17 protein-coding genes and 1 rRNA gene are annotated in these 18,077 nt (G+C 55.3%); 12 read left to right on the top strand and 6 right to left on the bottom strand.

Annotation, left to right across the window (positions count from 1 at the left end; genetic code table 11):
- Positions 1-130: 130 nt before the first annotated feature.
- Both QFX31_RS04630 and QFX31_RS04625 read right to left on the bottom strand, forming a co-directional pair.
- Positions 131-811, bottom strand: a complete 681-nt coding sequence (locus QFX31_RS04630) for a type I 3-dehydroquinate dehydratase (protein ID WP_348530953.1) — start codon at positions 809-811, stop codon at positions 131-133.
- Between the two features lie 42 nt (positions 812-853).
- Positions 854-1,942 (bottom strand): 3-dehydroquinate synthase II, encoded by a 1,089-nt coding sequence (locus tag QFX31_RS04625; RefSeq protein WP_348530952.1) that lies wholly within the window; start codon positions 1,940-1,942, stop codon positions 854-856.
- 459 nt (positions 1,943-2,401) lie between these two features.
- On the opposite strand from QFX31_RS04625, the gene QFX31_RS04620 reads away from it, so the two are divergent.
- Positions 2,402-2,965 carry a toll/interleukin-1 receptor domain-containing protein gene (locus tag QFX31_RS04620; RefSeq protein WP_348530951.1) on the top strand — a complete coding sequence of 188 codons (564 nt, stop codon included), beginning with the start codon at positions 2,402-2,404 and terminating at the stop codon, positions 2,963-2,965.
- Positions 2,966-3,227: 262 nt separating this feature from the next.
- Here QFX31_RS04620 and QFX31_RS04615 read toward each other — a convergent pair whose 3' ends face one another.
- Both QFX31_RS04615 and QFX31_RS04610 read right to left on the bottom strand, forming a co-directional pair.
- Entirely contained in the window at positions 3,228-4,112 is an 885-nt protein-coding gene (locus QFX31_RS04615) for a permease (RefSeq protein ID WP_348531007.1), read from the bottom strand.
- A gap of 93 nt (positions 4,113-4,205) precedes the next feature.
- Positions 4,206-4,484: a hypothetical protein gene (locus tag QFX31_RS04610; RefSeq protein ID WP_348530950.1), complete on the bottom strand. Its 279-nt coding sequence runs from the start codon at positions 4,482-4,484 to the stop codon at positions 4,206-4,208.
- A 370-nt stretch (positions 4,485-4,854) separates the two neighbouring features.
- Between QFX31_RS04610 and prf1 the strand changes: the two genes are divergently transcribed.
- The 10 genes from prf1 (at position 4,855) to QFX31_RS04560 (ending at position 14,051) form a co-directional block, all read left to right on the top strand.
- Entirely contained in the window at positions 4,855-6,096 is a 1,242-nt protein-coding gene (gene prf1, locus QFX31_RS04605; RefSeq protein ID WP_348530949.1) for a peptide chain release factor aRF-1, read from the top strand.
- A gap of 69 nt (positions 6,097-6,165) precedes the next feature.
- On the top strand, positions 6,166-6,585 hold the full coding sequence (locus tag QFX31_RS04600; RefSeq protein ID WP_348530948.1) for a hypothetical protein: 420 nt from the start codon (positions 6,166-6,168) through the stop codon (positions 6,583-6,585).
- Positions 6,582-7,343, top strand: a complete 762-nt coding sequence (locus QFX31_RS04595) for a sugar phosphate isomerase/epimerase family protein (protein WP_348530947.1) — start codon at positions 6,582-6,584, stop codon at positions 7,341-7,343. The genes QFX31_RS04600 and QFX31_RS04595 overlap by 4 nt, the downstream gene beginning before the upstream one ends.
- 43 nt (positions 7,344-7,386) lie before the next feature.
- Positions 7,387-8,058, top strand: a complete 672-nt coding sequence (locus QFX31_RS04590; RefSeq protein ID WP_348530946.1) for a translin family protein — start codon at positions 7,387-7,389, stop codon at positions 8,056-8,058.
- A gap of 3 nt (positions 8,059-8,061) precedes the next feature.
- A complete protein-coding gene (gene sepS, locus QFX31_RS04585; RefSeq protein WP_348530945.1) occupies positions 8,062-9,699 on the top strand; it encodes an O-phosphoserine--tRNA ligase in 1,638 nt (545 codons plus the stop codon).
- The gene (gene rpiA, locus QFX31_RS04580; RefSeq protein WP_348531006.1) at positions 9,677-10,381 is read left to right on the top strand and encodes a ribose-5-phosphate isomerase RpiA; all 705 of its coding nucleotides are present in this window, start codon (positions 9,677-9,679) and stop codon (positions 10,379-10,381) included. The genes sepS and rpiA overlap by 23 nt, the downstream gene beginning before the upstream one ends.
- Positions 10,371-11,387, top strand: a complete 1,017-nt coding sequence (locus tag QFX31_RS04575; protein ID WP_348530944.1) for an S-methyl-5-thioribose-1-phosphate isomerase — start codon at positions 10,371-10,373, stop codon at positions 11,385-11,387. Before rpiA ends, QFX31_RS04575 begins: the two co-directional genes overlap by 11 nt.
- A 254-nt stretch (positions 11,388-11,641) precedes the next feature.
- Entirely contained in the window at positions 11,642-11,995 is a 354-nt protein-coding gene (locus tag QFX31_RS04570) for a hypothetical protein (RefSeq protein WP_348530943.1), read from the top strand.
- A 128-nt stretch (positions 11,996-12,123) separates the two neighbouring features.
- The gene (locus QFX31_RS04565) at positions 12,124-12,852 is read left to right on the top strand and encodes an ABC transporter ATP-binding protein (protein ID WP_348531005.1); all 729 of its coding nucleotides are present in this window, start codon (positions 12,124-12,126) and stop codon (positions 12,850-12,852) included.
- Positions 12,840-14,051 carry a SufD family Fe-S cluster assembly protein gene (locus QFX31_RS04560; RefSeq protein WP_348530942.1) on the top strand — a complete coding sequence of 404 codons (1,212 nt, stop codon included), beginning with the start codon at positions 12,840-12,842 and terminating at the stop codon, positions 14,049-14,051. The genes QFX31_RS04565 and QFX31_RS04560 overlap by 13 nt, the downstream gene beginning before the upstream one ends.
- Positions 14,052-14,072: 21 nt before the next feature.
- Here the strand turns inward: QFX31_RS04560 and QFX31_RS04555 are convergent, their stop codons facing one another.
- Both QFX31_RS04555 and QFX31_RS04550 read right to left on the bottom strand, forming a co-directional pair.
- Positions 14,073-14,780 carry a metallophosphoesterase gene (locus tag QFX31_RS04555; RefSeq protein ID WP_348530941.1) on the bottom strand — a complete coding sequence of 236 codons (708 nt, stop codon included), beginning with the start codon at positions 14,778-14,780 and terminating at the stop codon, positions 14,073-14,075.
- Entirely contained in the window at positions 14,777-17,389 is a 2,613-nt protein-coding gene (locus QFX31_RS04550) for an ATP-dependent helicase (protein WP_348530940.1), read from the bottom strand. The genes QFX31_RS04555 and QFX31_RS04550 overlap by 4 nt, the downstream gene beginning before the upstream one ends.
- Before the next feature lie 536 nt (positions 17,390-17,925).
- Between QFX31_RS04550 and QFX31_RS04545 the strand changes: the two genes are divergently transcribed.
- A 16S ribosomal RNA gene (locus QFX31_RS04545) occupies positions 17,926-18,077 on the top strand; the annotation flags it as partial.

Raw genomic sequence — 18,077 nt, 5'->3', positions numbered from 1 at the left:
GAAAGATTTATATTCGACTATAGACGTAGGCGGATGTGGCAAAAGTCGTACCATTTTCCTCCCTCCTACATCCCAAACGACTTTTGCTCCCTCCTTTCATTTTCGCCTTATTCTTTTAGGCGCTTAAGCCTCATCTTGCGCCAAGGCACCTGAGAGCGATATCCAGCTCCCTGACGCTCATCTGACCTGGAGCGGTGGGCTCTGTCACGTAGCCGTAGGTCAGCACAGATCCGTAGAGTGGGGCCACAGCCCTCAGATGCCTCCCAACAGCGCCCATGCCGATCACGCACAGGGGATGTGATTCGTCCAGAAGAATCCTCAGTAGATCCAGCGTCTCCCGCATGGTGTGTGGGGTGACGGCTATCTTCACCACATCGGCGCCCGCGCGCCTGGCGTCCTCTATTATGGATCGCATGTTGTCTGGCACGCCATTGAAGTCGTGATAAGATACCAGAGCAGGGCATGAGATCTCCTCCATCAGCCTGTTCCTGCCTGGCGCCATCAGCTCGATGTCGATGATATCGGAGAAGCGCGAAGCTTCCATGAGAATGCCTATCCTCAGCTCCTCCGACCCCCTGAAGGAGCCGCCCTCTGACGAGATGCGGTTCGTTGCCATCAGCGGCAGCGATACTGTGGACCTTATGTCTCTTATCACACCGGGATCCTCGAGAAGATCGAGACGCACCTCTATGATGTCCGCCCCCTGCGCCTCGGCGATCTTCGCGGAGCGCTCAGCATCCGACCCGAGCGATGCAACGATCGCAGGGGTTTTGATTCTAAACCCGTTAAGATCAAGCGTTCTGAAGCACATCTCCCACGCACGTCTCCAGTGTTGGACATCAGCGGTGAATGCTCATCTCTCGATTATCGTCTCCTCGATGCTCATGCCGAAGTGCCGCGCGCTGCTCTCCATATGCACCAGAACCTTGTCGCCAGGCTTCAGCTCAGCCACCGATATCGGAGTTCCGTCATGGGATACGAGCTTTATCGTCTCCGCATTCTGGAGAAGCGTGCTCACCCTGTCGCCATCGACCTCAGCCTCGACAAGTATCATCGGCCTCCGTTCGATCTTGACCCTGCCGACGACTGCGCTTCTCGTCATCCCGTCCTTATCCACGATCGTGACCTCATCGCCGCTCTTGAGCTCGGAGAGGTACCTGGTTTTTTCCCCAACCCGTATGTATGCATGAACAGCTCCGGCGTTCACGCGGAACGGCCTGGCTGCAACATATGGACTCTCCTCAGCCTCGCTCTGGACCAGGAAGAACGCTCTCGACTGTGATCCCACAAGCATCCCCTCGCCTCTCCGCATTAGGCTGCAGGTATCTACGCACACCCTGTCGCCCATGCCGACCGGTTTGACAGCGACCACGGTTGCGGCCTTCAGATCTATCCTGCTCATCCCCAGGCGCTCTGCAGCCGCCTGCACACGCTTGATCTCAGAGGGGTCCCTGGTATCGAGAAGCACGCCATCAGCGCCATGCTCAAGCGTGGAGAGGGCTACCTCGGCCTCCTCTGAGGAGCGGACACAGCTGATTATCCTGCACTCGTATCCCTGGAGTGCTGCGATCATGTTCTCCAGGGGTATGACCTTCCAGTCGGTTCCGACAATGAGGAGATGATCAACATGTTTGCCGAGCTCTGTGGCGAATATCTCATCATCCTTGGAGCGTATCTCGACATACCCCCCAATGGGCCTGCCCATCTTCTCGACGGTCTCGATCTGACTCACCCTGGGCACGGATGGATCAAGTATAAGAAGATCCTCGGAGCCACGCTCGCGTCCAAAGCAAGCGATCTTTATGCTGCCGAGCTCCCTCACAAGGTCTATGTGATCTCTGTTCACAACCACAAAGTCGAAGCCGGACTCGAGTGCTGTGGTTATGAGCGGCTTTACATCATCCCATTCAGGTGCAAGCGCCATGAGCCATTTCTCTTTCATAATACCTCCCCTGCTCAGGGATGGACTTTGGACTTCCAGCTAGACTGGCATGAGGCCTCAGTGATGCTGGTATGCTACTAAGACACATACCTCTATATTAACCCTCGGACTGAATGGGCTAGCATATCTTTCGGGCTCTCGACAGCTTTCGGTACAGCCCTCTGATCACTTTGATCTTGTTGAGAGCCCTGACAGAGAGAGCAGCTGGGCGCAAGCTCGGTCATCAAGGCCGGAGAGGAGGTCCAAAATAAAGCATTAAAAGCGACGAGGGTCACACTTTCTCAGATTTCACAAGGCTTATAATGTTTCGTGATGTACATACGCATGGAAGTCTGAAGCGTCCTGATCTCTGCGGACGCCAGAAAGATGTTCATGTGCCAGCATGATTGGGGAGAGGGGGCCTGTTTGATGGGTGGACCGTATCCAGTTATGCGCCCTTGTTCGAGGCCTGGATAAAGCATGATCTCCAAGATATACATATCTCACAGCCAGTCTGACGCTGATCTTGCGGGGGATCTCAGCTCTGCGCTGTATCGCATCTTTATCGATACGCTCACATCTCAGTTCAGATACCATCGCGGCATCTCCAGGGGAGAGCGGGCATCCTTCGGCATAAGATCATCGGAATGCTTTGTGCCCATAGTGACATCAAACTCGATATTCTCCAGAACGGTCAACATGGAGATCGGGTTTGCCAGGGCGATAGATCATCTCATAATTCCGATCGCAGAGAACGGAGTGGAGATGCCATTCTTCATAGAGGATATTGTACCCATCACGTTCTCATCAGGCACATTCGCGAACGCTGTGGCGGATCTGATAAGAATCGTCAGATCCCTCACCAGGCTGGAGTGGCTCAGGGTCAGGTGCCCGATATGCGGAGAGGAGATGACTCAGTACCTCACGCCTCAGGAGAATGTGGACCGCGCAATAAGCGAGAACAGGTACCTTGAGACAGCATGCTCTTTCTGTGAGGCTTCGATCTCACTCGACCCGAGGACGTTCTCGCCCATTGCGGATTGAGCTCGGAAGCTGAGCTCGATGCATGGGGAGCTTAAGAGAACGATGCGCGCAGCTGCACTCTTATGATGTGCGAACCATCGTGGTGTGAAGGAGCTGAGATTCATTGCTGGAACCTCATCACAACGATGCAGGCTCCGGGCGGCAGCTCCATCAGAAAGAAGTTCACCACCTAAACAATATCTGACCGTTCGCGTTGCATGCTCAGCTTCACTGCATGAAGACGGAAACGTCCTTCTTCGCTCCTGCGAGTTAAAAACATGACCTACAGCAGGTTTGTCAGGTAACCTGCACTCACTGCTGTGGTGAGGATGGTGAGCACAAATGCCGCAAGCAACCTCTTCTCGAACATAGCTGACAGCAAGGAGAGCTCCGGAATGCTTGCTCCAGCACCACCTATGACGAGCGCGAGCACAGCCCCGACGCTCATGCCCTTCTCGATGAGAGCCAGGCCGATTGGAAGGATCGTCTCTGCCCTGATATAGAGAGGAATGCCGATGAGGGCAGCCGCGGGGATCGCAAGAGGGTTATCCCGCCCAGCAACCTTAACTACGAGATCTGACGGCACAAAACCGTAGATGAACGCACCAATGCCCGCACCAAGCAGAAGATACGGCATGAGCTGGCGGAAGAGCGTTAGGGCGAAATCCGCCGATCTGCGTATCCTCGATCCTGCATCCCGTGCATGCTGATCATCCCTCACGAAAGCCACAGATCTCACCTGCGACTCGAAGCCAAGGGCATCCAGTAGCAGGCCGGCTGAAACAGCAACCACGAAGGTTATTGTGAGGTACAGCAGAGCAACCCTCCATCCAAGCAGCACAACGAAGAGCGATAGTATCACGGGATTTAGCAGCGGTGAAGAGAACAAGAATGACATACAAGCTGCAAAGGGCACGCCGGCATTGAGCATACCAAGAAGCAGCGGTATTGTTGAGCAGGAACAGAACGGCGTGAGTGCTCCAAAACCCGCGCCTAAAACGCTTCCTGCAACAACATTCCTGCCCCCAAGAGCTCTCTTTACACTCTCCTCAGGTACGTACTCGTGAAGGAGTCCTACGAGAAATGTCACGCCTATGAACAAAACGGTCAATTCCAATGCGATCTTCATAAAGAAATTTATGGCCACCGCCAAATTGTCATAAAACACCCCAACCACCCCGAATACCAAGAGCTATGATGCAGGTAACGCATCAGGTATCTGGCATCGAAAAATATGAAGATGAGCGGATGATGCTCCGCTCTACTTCGTTCTGGCCTCGTAATACCGCCTGTACTCCCTCAAGAATGCCTCTTTGTAAATCTGTTCCGCTCCCTCAGCGATGTAGTTGAATTTTCTGAGGTCCTTTACAAGCTCATCGCCGGTCGAGTCGTCAGGCGTCTTTCCCTTTTTGAAGTATTCCTGGAAGACCTCGTTCATCCCCATGATGCCTATGATGCGCCCTCCGACGTTTATCTGCTGAAGGCTGACAACACGCCCGCAGCAGCCACCACTCATCCTTCCAAAGACCTTGTCCAGCAAGCTACCACCCAGAACGTATCGATCTTAATTGATATATAAACATTATCCGAGGCAAATTCGACAATTTTGGAAAACTGAATAGAAAAATACAAATCCATAAATGTTGATTTACATGATACACGCATATCGGGCCGTGTACTCGAATAGCTGAAGGGGCCTTCATGAACCAGCATGCACCGGCATAATGCTACATTAACCTATTAGGTCGCATGCCTCTGGATTCAGTTATAGGAGTACACAACCGCATATCGACTCAAGGAGACTGAGCTGCCCGACGCTAGCATTTGTTGGGTATCCCTGCATCGAGCTACGCAAAGGATTTTATCTAGGTCTGTGGCTACTTCAGCCAGTATCAATCTGAGGAGAGAAGATGGAGATCTCTGCACAGGAAAAGTACGAGTTCAAGCGTCTGCTGGATGAGCTCAGATCAAAATCGGGAAGGGGCACAGAGCTCATCTCCCTGTACATACCCCCCGACAAGCAGATATCGGATGTGATGGCCCAGCTCAGGGAGGAGCACGGCCAGGCTGCCAACATAAAGTCGAAGCTCACGAGGACCAATGTCCAGAGCGCACTGGAGTCAGCGATGGCCAGGCTCAGGCTCATCCCGAGAGCCCCCGAGAACGGCGTCGTGCTCTTCATAGGCGCTGTGGACATCGGTGGCAACAGGACAGACATGTACACAAAGGTCATAGAGCCGCCGGAGCCGATCACCACATACCGCTACCACTGCGATTCATCGTTTCTCCTCACGCCGCTTGAGGACATGCTATCTGAGAAGAAGACATTCGGTCTGATAGTTCTCGACAGGAGAGAGGCGACCATAGGCATACTCAAGGGAAAGAGGATCGAGCCTCTGAAGCATCTCACATCCACAGTTCCTGGAAAGCAGAGGAAGGGGGGTCAGTCTTCTCACAGGTTCCAGCAGCTGAGGCTCATAGCGATCCACGACTTCTACAAGAGGATCGGGGAGGCGGCGAACGATGCGTTTCTTAGCATAGATCCTAAGGAGCTGCAGGGCATACTCATAGGCGGTCCATCCCCGACGAAGGAGGAGTTCGTCGCCGGGAACTTCCTGCATCACGAGCTCCAGAAGAAGATACTGGATGCGTTCGATGTATCCTACACAGATGAGGCAGGCCTCTCGGAGCTCGTCGAGGCTGCGCAGGACAGGCTTCTGGACCTTGAGCTCACCCAGGAGAAGCTGGCCATGCGACGCTTCATGAAAGAGCTCGTAAGCGATAAAGGTCTCGCATCATACGGAGAGAAAGAGGTGCGTCAGAACCTCGCACTGGGCGCGGTGGATCTCCTTCTCCTCTCTGAGGAGCTCAGAAAGACCAGGGTCAAGGTCAGATGCCAGAACCAGAGCTGTGATTACTCTGATGAGAGAACAAGAACACCATCGTCCCCGGCGATAGGGACATGCCCCAAGTGCGGCTCGCCCCTCACGATAACGGAGGAGGTGGATCTGATAACAGAGCTCTCCCAGCTGGCGGAACAGAGCGGAGCAGCTGTGAGGATCATATCCACAGACTTCGAGGAGGGCGCGCAGCTCCTGCATGCCTTCGGCGGGATCGCGGCTGTGCTGAGGTACAAGACATCGCACCGCTGAATGTCTTCATGCTGCTGGGTCTAAGGAACTGAGCATGTAAATCTTGTATTTGTATGTAAACAAATGGATATGAGCATGATCGAGGTCACAGTCCGCGTATTGGTGAAGCCCACCGAGAGGGTGGAAAGGGTTGTGATGGCCATAGAGCGCATATTTCCAGGCCTGACGCTCGACATAAGGGATGATATGGTGCAGGGCTACGGAGGGATATCCTCTCTCGGGGTTTTCCGCAAGATACTGAGAGATGAGAGGATACTTGATACAGCGAGGTCTGTGATGCTTGCTGGAAGGATCGGAGATTCCTATCAGTTCAGGATAAGCAAGCCTGGGGCGTATATGGGGCGTGTGGGCTTCCCGCCAGATGAGGAGCCGCTCGGATCGATTCACGTCGAGATCTCCGGCAGTGAGAGGGTCATCGACTGGCTCGCGCCCCGGACCGTCGATGGGAAGCCTGTAATGGAGATAGAGCTTGATGAGGTGGAGGCATGATAAGTTTCTCCTCAAGCGCGCTGGTGGACAGGCCGTTCGACTGGGCGTACCAGCTTGAGGATTTAGGATACACGGGCTGGGAGATCGTCTGCGAGGGAATGCAGCGGCTCACCGAAGAGAATGTGGATGAGGCGAGGAAGATAGCGGAGACCACGGATCTGGTTATAACACTGCATCTGCCCTACTCTGATCTGAACCTCGCATCGGTGAACCAGCCGATATGGGAGGAGAGCGTCAGGCAGATGAAGAGCTGCCTGACACTGGCAGCGGATTTCGCAGAGCTTGCAGTCGTTCACCCGGGACATCTCTCCCCTCTCGGGACGCAGGTGCCGGACCGCGCGTGGGAGCAGAACATTCTCGGGATAAGGAGCATATGCGATCATGCAGAGGATCTGGGAATCACAATTGCTGTCGAGAACATGGTCAACATACCCACACTCCTGGGAAGGGCGCCGTTCGAGATCGTCGGAATCATTGACACAGTCGACAGGGAGAACCTCGGGTTCACGCTCGATGTGGGCCACGCAAACACAAACGGGAACCTGAAGGAGTTTCTGCAGCTCAAAGACAGGATATCACACATCCACATACATGACAACCACGGGGAGAGGGATGAGCACCTTCCTGTCGGCTCAGGGACCGTTGATTGGCAGATGGTATTCTCCTCGCTAAACGGATACAGAGGCAGGTACGTCACAGAGGCCAGATCCCTCGTACAGGGTCAGACGAGCCTGAGCAGGATAAGAAGGTTCATGTAACGCGCGGTTCCAAGTGCTTGGATCCAGCCCGCAGATCCACAATATGAAGCCAGAAAATGAATCACCCGGAAACGATCTGGATGATCTCATAGATACGCTTCTCAAACACTTCGATGAGAAGGATGCTGCCAGGGAAGAGTCGCTGAGGCTCTCCAGAATCGTGATCAGATTGTCATCAACAGCCATACGCGCCGTTCACAGAAGAGAGCGGAGCGAGGCGGAGCGTCTCCTCAGAGAGGCGCGTGAGCACCTCAGCGCTATAAAGGACCTCTTGGCCACGCATCATGACGTGAGGTACTCAGGATTTGTGGACGATGCTGAGCAGGAGTTCGTTGAGGCGAGCGCTCTCTTCTCCCTGATATTCGAGGGGAGGATGCCAACGCATGAGGATCTCGATGTCGATCCGGTAAGCTATCTCGGCGGCCTTGGCGATCTGACGGGCGAGCTCAGGCGGAGCATACTGGAATTCATAAGAAACGGCAGACCTGAGGATGGTGAGGTTCTCCTCGAGATAATGGAGGAGATCTACCACATGCTCATGAGGTTCGATTACCCTGAGGCGATAATGCGCGGGCTCCGCCGGAAGACGGATCTGGCGAGGTCGATGATAGAGAGGACGCGCGGTGATATAACAAACGCCCTCCAGATACAGGCCCTGGAGAGGCACCTCTCCCTCCTGGAGGATAAGCTTAAAGGCTCGTACTCAGATCTGTAGAGCATGAAGTTCGACCCGGCCGAGATCAGAGAGGCTGCTGAAAAGGACTTTGATAGCGCCTGGAAGCGTGGCGTTGACTATCTCGAGAGACCCTCGCTGGAGCGGATCTATCCGAGGAGGAGCTATTTGCACGGAAGACCTCATCCCGTCTTCGAGACAATCCAGAGGCTGAGAGAGGCGTACCTGCGCATGGGGTTCACGGAGATGATGAACCCTGTTATAGTGGATGCGCAGGAAGTCTACAGGCAGTTCGGATCCGAGGCGCTTGCTGTTCTTGACAGATGCTTTTACCTTGCAGGCCTCCCCAGGCCGGATGTTGGCATCTCAGAGAGCAGGCTCTCGATGATCAGGTCGATACTGGGAAGGGATATCACCGCTGAGGAGATAGAGGCTCTCAGAGAGGTCCTGCACAGCTACAAGAAGGGAGCTGTGGAGGGGGACGACCTGGTTCCAGAGATATCTAAAGCTATCAACGCATCGGACTCCCAGGTCTCGATGATGCTCGAGAGCGTATTTCCGGAGTTCAGAGAGCTCAAACCGGAGCCCACAAGCAGGACACTCAGAAGCCACATGACCTCTGGGTGGTTCATATCGCTCTCGAACCTCTGGTACAGGTCGCCCCTGCCTGTACGTCTATTCTCTGTGGACAGATGCTTCAGAAGGGAGCAGTCGGAGGACGCAGCCCGCCTCATGTCCTACCACTCAGCGAGCTGCGTCGTGATGGACGAGGAGATGTCGGTTGATGAGGGAAAGGCGATCTCGGAGGGTCTCCTGAGCCAGTTCGGCTTCGAGAACTTCAGGTTCAGGCCGGACGAGAAACGCTCCAAGTACTATGTCCCTGGCACGCAGATAGAGGTCTATGCCTACCATCCAGGCCTTGTGGGATCTGAGACAAAGTACGGGAGCGGCTGGGTCGAGATAGCAACATTCGGGGTGTACTCACCGACTGCGCTTGCCCAGTACGATATTCCATATCCTGTTCTTAACCTGGGGCTCGGCGTTGAGCGCCTGGCGATGATACTCTACGGATCGAAGGACGTGCGCGCGCTCTCCTATCCGCAGCTGCAGCCCGACTGGAGCCTGAAGCCTATCGAGATAGCCAGGATGATACATGTGGATAAGAGCCCAATGACACCTACAGGGAAAGAGATCGCGAGATCGATCGTGGAGACGTGTGTGAGGTACGGAAATACCCCGTCGCCGTGTGAGTTCGACGCGTGGGAGGGGGAGCTCTTCGGCCGGAAGGTCAGGGTCTCTGTGGTCGAGCCGGAGGAGAACACGAAGCTCTGCGGTCCAGCTTACCTGAATGAGATCGTGGTGTACAGGAATGAGATTCTCGGAATACCGAGAACGCCGAAGTGGGAGGCAGCCTTCGAGGAGGGCGTCCAGACCGGCATAAGATTCATAGATGCGTTCGCTGAGCTGGCAGCACATGAGATCGAGATCGCGACCATTGAGGGCAGGGATTCCGAGACCAGGGTGAGGATTGTGAGGACCGCGGGCGAGATAAATGTCAGAATCGATCCGGCGCTGGAGAGGTACATCACCAGCTACAAGAAACGGATAGACATCCGCGGGCCGGTGTTCACGACCGTGCGCTCAAAGCTGCTGCAGGGGGATCAATACGGAGAGAAGGCCTGAGAGCAACATCGATGAAAAAAAGCTCGCCGGCGAGTCTGCTGCATCGCTCGTCAGGGATGGCATGGTCGTGGGCCTCGGCACAGGCTCCACGGTCGCATGGACGATCAGAGCGATCGGGAGGATGGTGGATGATGGCCTCGATGTTCTTGGCGTTCCAACATCCTATCAGTCAGAGGCGCTGGCGATAGAGTGCGGGATTCCGCTGACAACACTGTCACAAAATCCGGTGCTGGACCTGGCCATAGACGGCGTCGATCAGATCGATACAAGAATGAACGCCATCAAGGGCGGAGGTGCGGCGCACACCAGAGAGAAGGTGGTATCGATCGCCGCCAGGCGTTTCGTGGTTGTGGCAGATGGATCGAAGTATGTGGAGGTGCTGAGCAGACCAGTTCCTGTAGAGGTGCTGCCCTTCGCGGCAAGGGTCGTCGAGCGGGAGCTCATGAGGATCGGCGGGTCCCCTGTGATCCGTCAGGCCCGTATGAAAGATGGGCCGGTGATCACTGACAACGGGAACTTTGTGATGGACGTATCATTCGGAGAGATCAGGGATCCTGTCTCTCTATCTCAGGAGATATCGCAGATACCGGGGGTTGTCGAGCACGGGATATTCACGAAGATAGATGAGCTTCACCTCGCGCGTCACGGGAGGGTGGAGGTGATCAGGAGAGATGATCTCTGAGTCCAGGACCATCTGGTGGGATGATGGTATAAAAACCATCGACCAGACCAGGCTTCCTGCGGAGCTTGTCGTGATCACGATCAGAAGCGTGAAGGAGCTCGTAAACGCGATCACCTCCCTAAAGATACGCGGCGCGCCCGCGCTCGGCGCTGCCGGTGGGTACGGCGTCGCCCTTGCAGCGATGAGGTCCAGATTTCCTGACAGGGATGGTGTGCTGCACGAGATGGAGATCGCTGCGGAGATGATTAAAGGCTCCAGGCCCACAGCGATCAACCTCTCATGGGGAGTCGAGAGGGTTCTGAGAGCTGCCCGGTCGGGAGAGGTCGCTGATGAGGTTCGCGAGATCGCGCTTCGCGAGGCTGAGAGGATCGCCGAGGAGGATCTGGTCATCAATAAAATGATCGGCAAACATGGCGCAAGGCTCCTGAGCGATGGCGACAGGGTTCTGACGCACTGCAACGCCGGCAGGCTTGCCTGCGTCGGCTGGGGTACCGCGCTCGGAGTGATACGCCAGGCCGTGCTGGATGGGAAGGAGATTCATGTTTACGCCTGTGAGACCAGACCCCTGAACCAGGGATCGAGGCTCACCGCCTGGGAGCTGATGGAGGACGGCATAGATGTGACCCTGGTGTGCGACAGCGCATCCGGCATCCTAATGCGCAGGGGCATGATCGACAGTGTGATAGTGGGAGCTGACAGGATCACGAGGGATGCGGTCTTCAACAAGATAGGAACATACACGCACGCTGTTCTCGCTAAAGCACACGGAGTTCCATTCTATGTGGCAGCGCCGCTTTCAACCTTCGATGCATCACACGATGAGAGCGAGATAGTGATCGAGGAGAGAAGCGGAGATGAGCTCAGACGTCTAGGAGACTCAAGGCTTGCGCCGGATGGCGTTAAGGTTTACAATCCTGCGTTCGACGCCACACCGCTTGAGCTCGTCAGTGCGATAGTAACTGAGAAGGGAGTGTTCAGGCCACCGCTCATGCCTCCTGGGATTTAGGATCTGAACGATCTGATGCACCATGGGTTCATTGCTGACCTGCAGGCTTAATGGAGCCTCATGTCATAGGTTGCGTTTCAGCACGATCAGTGGTTCAGATCCGCGATCCAGGTCTGATGGCAGTATGGCGCAAGATCCATCAGGCCCGAGAGGAAGCACAGGTAAAGCAACAGTTTGATATCCTGCCAGAGGTATCTTCAGGCAGCTTCGAAGACTCGCTTTGGCAGTACAAAAGCTTCTCTTTGGAGGTCAAAATGAGGTCGATAGTGGTCATCTCTGTACTGGTTCTCATTCTCGCATCCGGCTGTCTCGAGCGGGATGGTTCCCGAACAGCCTCGCTCTCTCCTGAGCTGACCGCGAAGATCATCTCCCCGAAGGCGGGAGCTGTTCTGTCTGGAGGCCCTGTGGTCATGGAGGCAGCTGCGAGCGGCGGAAGAGGCCCGTACACTTACGAATGGTGGTCGAGCATGGACCGGTACCTGGGGTCGGGGAGCAGAATAAAGGTCGACTCGAGCAGGCTGAAGAAGGGCGAGCATCTCATAGTCGTGAAGGTACGTGACTCCATGGGGAGAGATGTTCAGGGGAGCGTCATCGTGGATGTGGTCTAGAGCTCCGCGTTCTCAGGTCCCTGCTGTATACGGCTCTAATTCCCTTCATTGGGCTTCGCGGTCTGATGCGAAAGTGTAAATAAACTGAGATCTCAACAGAACTCTACCAACCCCTGGAGGTGTTCGGGCTGCTTGAGATAGAGGATCTGCATGTCAGCATCGGCGGCCGTATGGTTCTGAAGGGCATAAACCTCAAGATCGATCGTGGAGAGAATCATGCCCTCTTCGGGCCGAACGGCTGCGGCAAGACCACGCTGCTCAATACAATAGCAGGCGTGCCCAGATATGTCGTGGAGAGCGGGAGGATACTGTTCAAAGGGAAGGATATCACCTATTTGCCGATGGATGAACGGGCCAGGATGGGGATAGGGATCGCGTTTCAGAGCCCGCCTGCGATAAGGGGGCTGAAGCTGAAGGATCTCATAAAGCTGTGCAACCCCCAGGCAAACCCGGAGAAGGTGCTGAGGGAGATGAACTTCCTGGAGTTCGCGGATCGCGAGGTCAACCGCGGGTTCTCCGGAGGGGAGATCAAGAGATCCGAGATGGCCCAGCTGCTTGCGCAGAGGCCGGAGCTTGTGATGCTGGATGAGCCTGATTCGGGAGTGGATCTGGAGAACATAAAGCTCATCGGGAGGGCGATAAACAAGCTCACCGAGAAGGACACGAAGCCCAGCAAGAGGATCCGGTCTGGGATAATAATAACACACTTCGGCCATATACTCGATTACATCTCGGTAGACAAAGCACATGTGATGCTTGAGGGCACGATCGTCTGCACAGGCAGCCCGAGGGAGATACTGGAGCAGATCAAGACAAGAGGATACGAGGGGTGTGCCAGGTGCCTATGTCCGACATAGCTGAGAGGGCGAGGAAGGCTCTGGGCAAGAAGGCGACCTACGGCCCGGACGTGGATCTCGAGAAGTACGATGTCGAGGCGAAGCCGCATGAAGAGGTTCAGAGCCTCGAGGAGGTACCGGAGGATGTCAAAAAGGCAGCGCTGGGCGTTGGCGTGAGTCTGGAGAAAGAGGTCGGCGGCGCATACATCCAGATGGATCAGACGCCTGTGGTCGCGAGATCCTCCACAGAGGGGATCGAGGTGCTGGATATAGCCACTGCCCTGAAGAAGTATGATGGGCTGAAGGATTACTGGTGGAAGCTTGTGCCTGTGGACCAGGACAAGTACACAGCAGATGTTGCGCTTCACCCCCCTGCAGGGTACTTCCTGAGGGCGAAGAGGGGCGCGAAGACGATATTCCCGCTGAAGAGCTGTCTCTATCTCGGGCAGACGAACCTGAATCAGAGAGTGCATAACATAATTATAGCGGAGGAGGGCAGCGAGCTTCATGTAATAACAGGATGCACGACGCCCAGCCATGTGCAGAGGGGTCTGCACATCGGCGTGTCTGAGTTCTTCATAAAGAAGGGCGCGCACGTCAGCTTCACAATGATCCACAACTGGGGGCGTGAGGTCGAGGTCAGGCCCAGGACAGCAATATACATGGAGGAGGGCGCCACCCTCTCGAACAACTACATCTGCCTGACGCCTGCGAAGACCCTGCAGACATACCCGAAGGCAGTACTGGATGGGCCAGGAGCGGTAGCAAGCTTCAACACCGTCCTCTATGCGAAGGAGGGGCACCTCGACACAGGCAGTGAGGTCGTGCTCAGGGCGCCCAGATGCAGCGCCGACTCCATAACAAGAGCGGTCTCGGTCGGCGGTGAGATAATAACCCGCGGGAAGATGATCGGAGAGGTGCCTGATGTCAAGGCGCATCTCGAATGCGTCGGGCTGATACTCTCCGAGAAGGGGAGGATCGACTCCATACCGGAGCTTGACGGCAGATGCGGCGGCCTCGACATGTCTCATGAGGCTGCTGTCGGCAAGATCTCAGAGCAGGAGCTTGAGTACCTCATGGCGAGGGGCCTGACGAAGGATCAGGCGACCGGCGTCATAGTCAGAGGTTTCCTGGACGTGGAGATAAAGGGCCTGCCGGAGTCCCTCAGGGAGGAGCTGAGGAGGATAACGCAGCTCCAGGAGCTGCATGGAGGATCATGAACGGAAGGGGGAACGCCCCCACTACATGCGCCTGATCTCCGGGAAGACCATCACCTCCCCCTCCATCTCGACCACAGGATGGAGCTCCCCGGTGTCAATCCTCCTGAGCAGGGGTGAGAGCAGATCGGAGCTCTCGATATGGTTCACAGCCACACCCTGGCATAGCAGGTTGAAAGCAGGCAGCACCATGATGTCCATGCCGTCCATGATACCCCTGCCGAAGAGGTAGCACGGTATGCGCATCATCTCCACATCCAGCACCGGATGCTCGTGGCCAATTATCAGATGGCCGTGCTCCATCAGGTCCTCATCACCATGAGATACCGTGTACCCGCCATCATCATATCTGCTCTGAGCTCTGTATCCCATGTATGGCAGCATCCCGTCATGTGTGCCTGAAACGAGAATCAGCTCACATGACGAACGAATTCTATTTAATATGAGCTCAAGTTTCTTTCGTATCCTCTGATCAGCCCGTCCGAATGAGTGCACCACATCGCCGGCGAGAATGAACTTCCTGGGATTGAATCTCTCTAGCACTGCATCAATCCTTCGCAGAAGCTCCTCGCGCTCCCTCAGCGGGAAGACGAGACCCTGGGCGAAGAGCTCATCCTCCAGACCTATGTGAATATCAGAGAGCACACAGGTCTTCGTCTCTTTAATATAGATCGATCCGAGAAGAAAATCGAACCTTTTAATCAGATGCTCTTGCAGATCCTCGATGCTCACGCTGCACTCTCTCCAGCAATCCTCTCCATAACCCTTCTCTGGAACTCCTTCAGGAGCGCGAGCCTGTCCTGCGCCAGAACGACATCGGGAGCGCCAATGGATGCTATTCCGAATGCCATCGGCCCAGGCGACGGGCTTGTCTTTCTCACGATCTCTGTCTTTCCGGTGCTTATCGCTCCAAAAACGCTCTTTATGTTGTCGAGCTCGAACTTGTCCTCGATTATCTCGCGGTAGCTCTCCCTCAGAACTGCAAAGTCCTCGAGCTGCTTTGCGAGACCTATGAGCATATCTGCGGATACCTGCTGTCTCCTCGCGCTCTTCCTGTGCCCCATGTAGTTCCTCAGGATCATGAAGAACCTGGTGGCATTTATCCTGAAGACCCTCTTCAGGAGGTTCGTGTTCTCGACCGCCCTCCTGAGGAGATCCTCACACATCTCTGGCCTGATTGATTTTAGAGCTGCAATGGGATCAGCCCTCGATCTCTCAGGGATGGATAGCATGAAGCCTGTGTCCGCGATCGAGACCAGAACATTGCTTCTCCCATCCCTTGAAAGGATGTACGCAACCATCCTGCTGAACCCGTCGTTGAACCTGAGCCCGTAGTTGGTCATGAAGTAGTACACCCTTCTCCCCTTGGTGTCCCGTGTCTCCTCCACAACGATGCGTTTGTCTGTTGAGACCGAGTCCTCCCCGAGGTATCTGATCTGCTGCTCGAATATCTGGTAGATGCTCCTGGCGCTGTTCTCGTCTATCGGGAGCGTCTCGAGGAGATGCTGAACGACCGCATCCTCATCAGCTCTCCTCATGAGCTCCAGCATGTGCGCCTTGAACTGAAGCACCCTCAGGCCGAGATCGAATGAAAGAGGTAGCTTCTCCGAGAACCAGCTCGGTATCGTAGGGCGCTCTCCTGTGGGATCGACATAGATCTTTCCGCCGCGCCGGTATCTGAATGCATACGATCTGCCGCCGAGGACGAAGACGTCGCCCTTCGACAGCCGCTCCAGGTACTTCTCATCAAGATTCCCGACCCATCTCCCATCCCTTGTGACGACATCGCAGGAGAACTCGTCCGGTATCGTCCCGAGGTTGAGCATGTATATCATCCTGGAGTTCCTGCCGCGTTTGCCGAACTCTCCCGTCTCGGGATCGTACCAGATCTTCGCATAGATGTTCCTCTCCTCCAGATCGGCATAGGCGCCCGAGAGATAGCGCATGACAGACCTCAGATCGTCCTCGCTGAGGTCCTTGTAGCAGTACGATCTTCTTACGATCCTCAGCGCATCATCGATCCGCCATCTCCGCTCCAGCGCCATCCCCAGGATGTGCTGGCACAGAACATCAAGGCAGTTTCTGGGTATGTGTATCCTGTCGACGAACCCCTCCCTTGCGCATCCGAGCATCACTGCGCACTCTATGAGCTCGTCCCTGTCGAGAACAACGACCCTTCCCTTGACAACCTGATCCAGGCTGTGTCCTGCCCTTCCTATCCTCTGGAGCAGAGCAGCCACAGACTTTGGAGATCCTATCTGGAGGACGAGATCGAGATGGGGCATGTCTATCCCGAGCTCCAGCGATGTGGAGGATGTCACGACCTTCAGATCCCCTGACTTAAGCCTCTCCTCAACATCCAGCCTGCTCGTCTTCCCCATAGAGCCGTGATGGCATCCGGAGTTGCTCTCGTTGTAGCGATTCGGATACCTCGCCCTGAGGTTGTAGAGGATCCTCTCTGCCCCGTTCCTGGTGTTTGTGAATATGAGCGTGTTTTTGTGCTCCTGTATCAGCTCATCCAGGGTCTCGTAGAGCGCGCGGCTGAGCTCTCCCGGGGTCGTGGAGATGAGATCGGGCACCGGGCATATCAGCCTCAGATCGAACCTTCTGGAGAACCGGGTGTCGATGATCTCAACCTCCCTGTCAGCGCCGCCGAGAAATGCGGCGACCTCCTGGAGCGGCTCGATGGTCGCGGAGCAGCCGATCCTCACAAAGCTCTCCCCACCCGTCTCTCTTTTAAGCTCCTCCAGACGCTCCAGGCTGAGCGAGAGGTGAACGCCTCTTTTTGATCCGGCAAGCGAGTGTATCTCATCAACTATGACCCACCTGACGGTCCTGAGCTTCTCCCTGAAGCGCGGGGAGTTCAGGAGCAGCGCCAGGCTCTCAGGCGTAGTGTTCAGTATGTGCGGGGTCTTTCTGAGCATCTTCGCCCTTTCTGATGATGATACATCCCCATGCCTGATGGCGTGCCTGATCTCCACACTCTCTATACCATGCTCTGCAGCGATCTCCTGTATCTCAGCCAGCGGTCGCTCCAAGTTTCTGTGTATATCGTTGGCCAGCGATCTCAGCGGCGATATGTATAGGCAGTACACGCTGTTCTCGAGGCCGTCTGTTCTGGAGAGTATGAAGAGGCTGTTTATTATGGAGATGAAGGCGGACAGTGTCTTTCCCGATCCGGTTGGTGAGCTTATGAGCACGTTCTTCCCCGCGTGGATCAGTGGCACTGCGAGCCTCTGGGGTGGGGTGAACAGCTTCTCTCTTCCACCAAAGCTTCTGATCCACCATTCCCTAACCGTATCATCGAAGAGTGATAGTATATCCTCGTCTGAGCGATCCATCTCCATGAGTTCTCTTGGGCGCGGAGATAGATCTTGTGGTCGGCTGAGCTTTGAAGAGCTGTTTCCTCGAATCGCTGAGCGATTTCACCGAACCAAGTGCCGCAGCGGAGATGTTTCCATGAGCATGGGCTGATTGCGAGCTGCGGGTTAAATGATACGAGTACACGACCTGCCAAATACATCGCGATCATTCGTGATCAGAAACATTTATATACGGACTGCACAAGGAAGAGCACGTTCCTGATGTGCTCTGCAGCTGACGAACGCAAAACACACAGGAATATTGTGGTAGGGCGATCATGCGATCTCAACGGGAGATCGCACCGTAATGTTTATATACTAGTAAACCCTACATATGAGGGCCAAGATGTGGCGAAGAGATCGCGGAGATAGGCGCGGGTGCAGACGGGCCGTGGAGGCTTGGATGAGTGCACTGGTTCCGCTCTGCGGTACATTTTGTTGGGGTGGAGACGGGAGTTTGATCTCCCTGTCTGACGTTGGTCAAGTGGCGACCCAGCCAATTCCGGCCGATGGTAATACTGGTTGATCCTGCCAGAGGTTACTGCTATCGGGGTCCGACTAAGCCATGCGAGTTGAATGTCCGGAAGGGCATAGCGTACTGCTCAGTAACACGTGGACAACCTGCCCTGAGGACTGGAATAATCCCGGGAAACTGGGGGTAATTCCA

Source organism: Methanothrix sp. (genome assembly GCF_030055635.1).
Lineage (GTDB): Archaea > Halobacteriota > Methanosarcinia > Methanotrichales > Methanotrichaceae > Methanothrix_B.
This window is presented reverse-complemented; position numbering and strand designations above follow the sequence as displayed.

Bases quoted from the DNA above. Each gene is read 5' to 3' on its own strand.
- QFX31_RS04630 (WP_348530953.1), bottom strand. From the start codon at position 811: ATGTGCTTCAGAACGCTTGATCTTAACGGGTTTAGAATCAAAACCCCT.
- QFX31_RS04625 (WP_348530952.1), bottom strand. From the start codon at position 1,942: ATGAAAGAGAAATGGCTCATGGCGCTTGCACCTGAATGGGATGATGTA.
- QFX31_RS04620 (WP_348530951.1), top strand. From the start codon at position 2,402: ATGATCTCCAAGATATACATATCTCACAGCCAGTCTGACGCTGATCTT.
- prf1 (WP_348530949.1), top strand. From the start codon at position 4,855: ATGGAGATCTCTGCACAGGAAAAGTACGAGTTCAAGCGTCTGCTGGAT.
- QFX31_RS04600 (WP_348530948.1), top strand. From the start codon at position 6,166: ATGAGCATGATCGAGGTCACAGTCCGCGTATTGGTGAAGCCCACCGAG.
- QFX31_RS04595 (WP_348530947.1), top strand. From the start codon at position 6,582: ATGATAAGTTTCTCCTCAAGCGCGCTGGTGGACAGGCCGTTCGACTGG.
- QFX31_RS04590 (WP_348530946.1), top strand. From the start codon at position 7,387: ATGAAGCCAGAAAATGAATCACCCGGAAACGATCTGGATGATCTCATA.
- sepS (WP_348530945.1), top strand. From the start codon at position 8,062: ATGAAGTTCGACCCGGCCGAGATCAGAGAGGCTGCTGAAAAGGACTTT.
- QFX31_RS04575 (WP_348530944.1), top strand. From the start codon at position 10,371: ATGATCTCTGAGTCCAGGACCATCTGGTGGGATGATGGTATAAAAACC.
- QFX31_RS04570 (WP_348530943.1), top strand. From the start codon at position 11,642: ATGAGGTCGATAGTGGTCATCTCTGTACTGGTTCTCATTCTCGCATCC.
- QFX31_RS04560 (WP_348530942.1), top strand. From the start codon at position 12,840: ATGTCCGACATAGCTGAGAGGGCGAGGAAGGCTCTGGGCAAGAAGGCG.
- QFX31_RS04550 (WP_348530940.1), bottom strand. From the start codon at position 17,389: ATGGATCGCTCAGACGAGGATATACTATCACTCTTCGATGATACGGTT.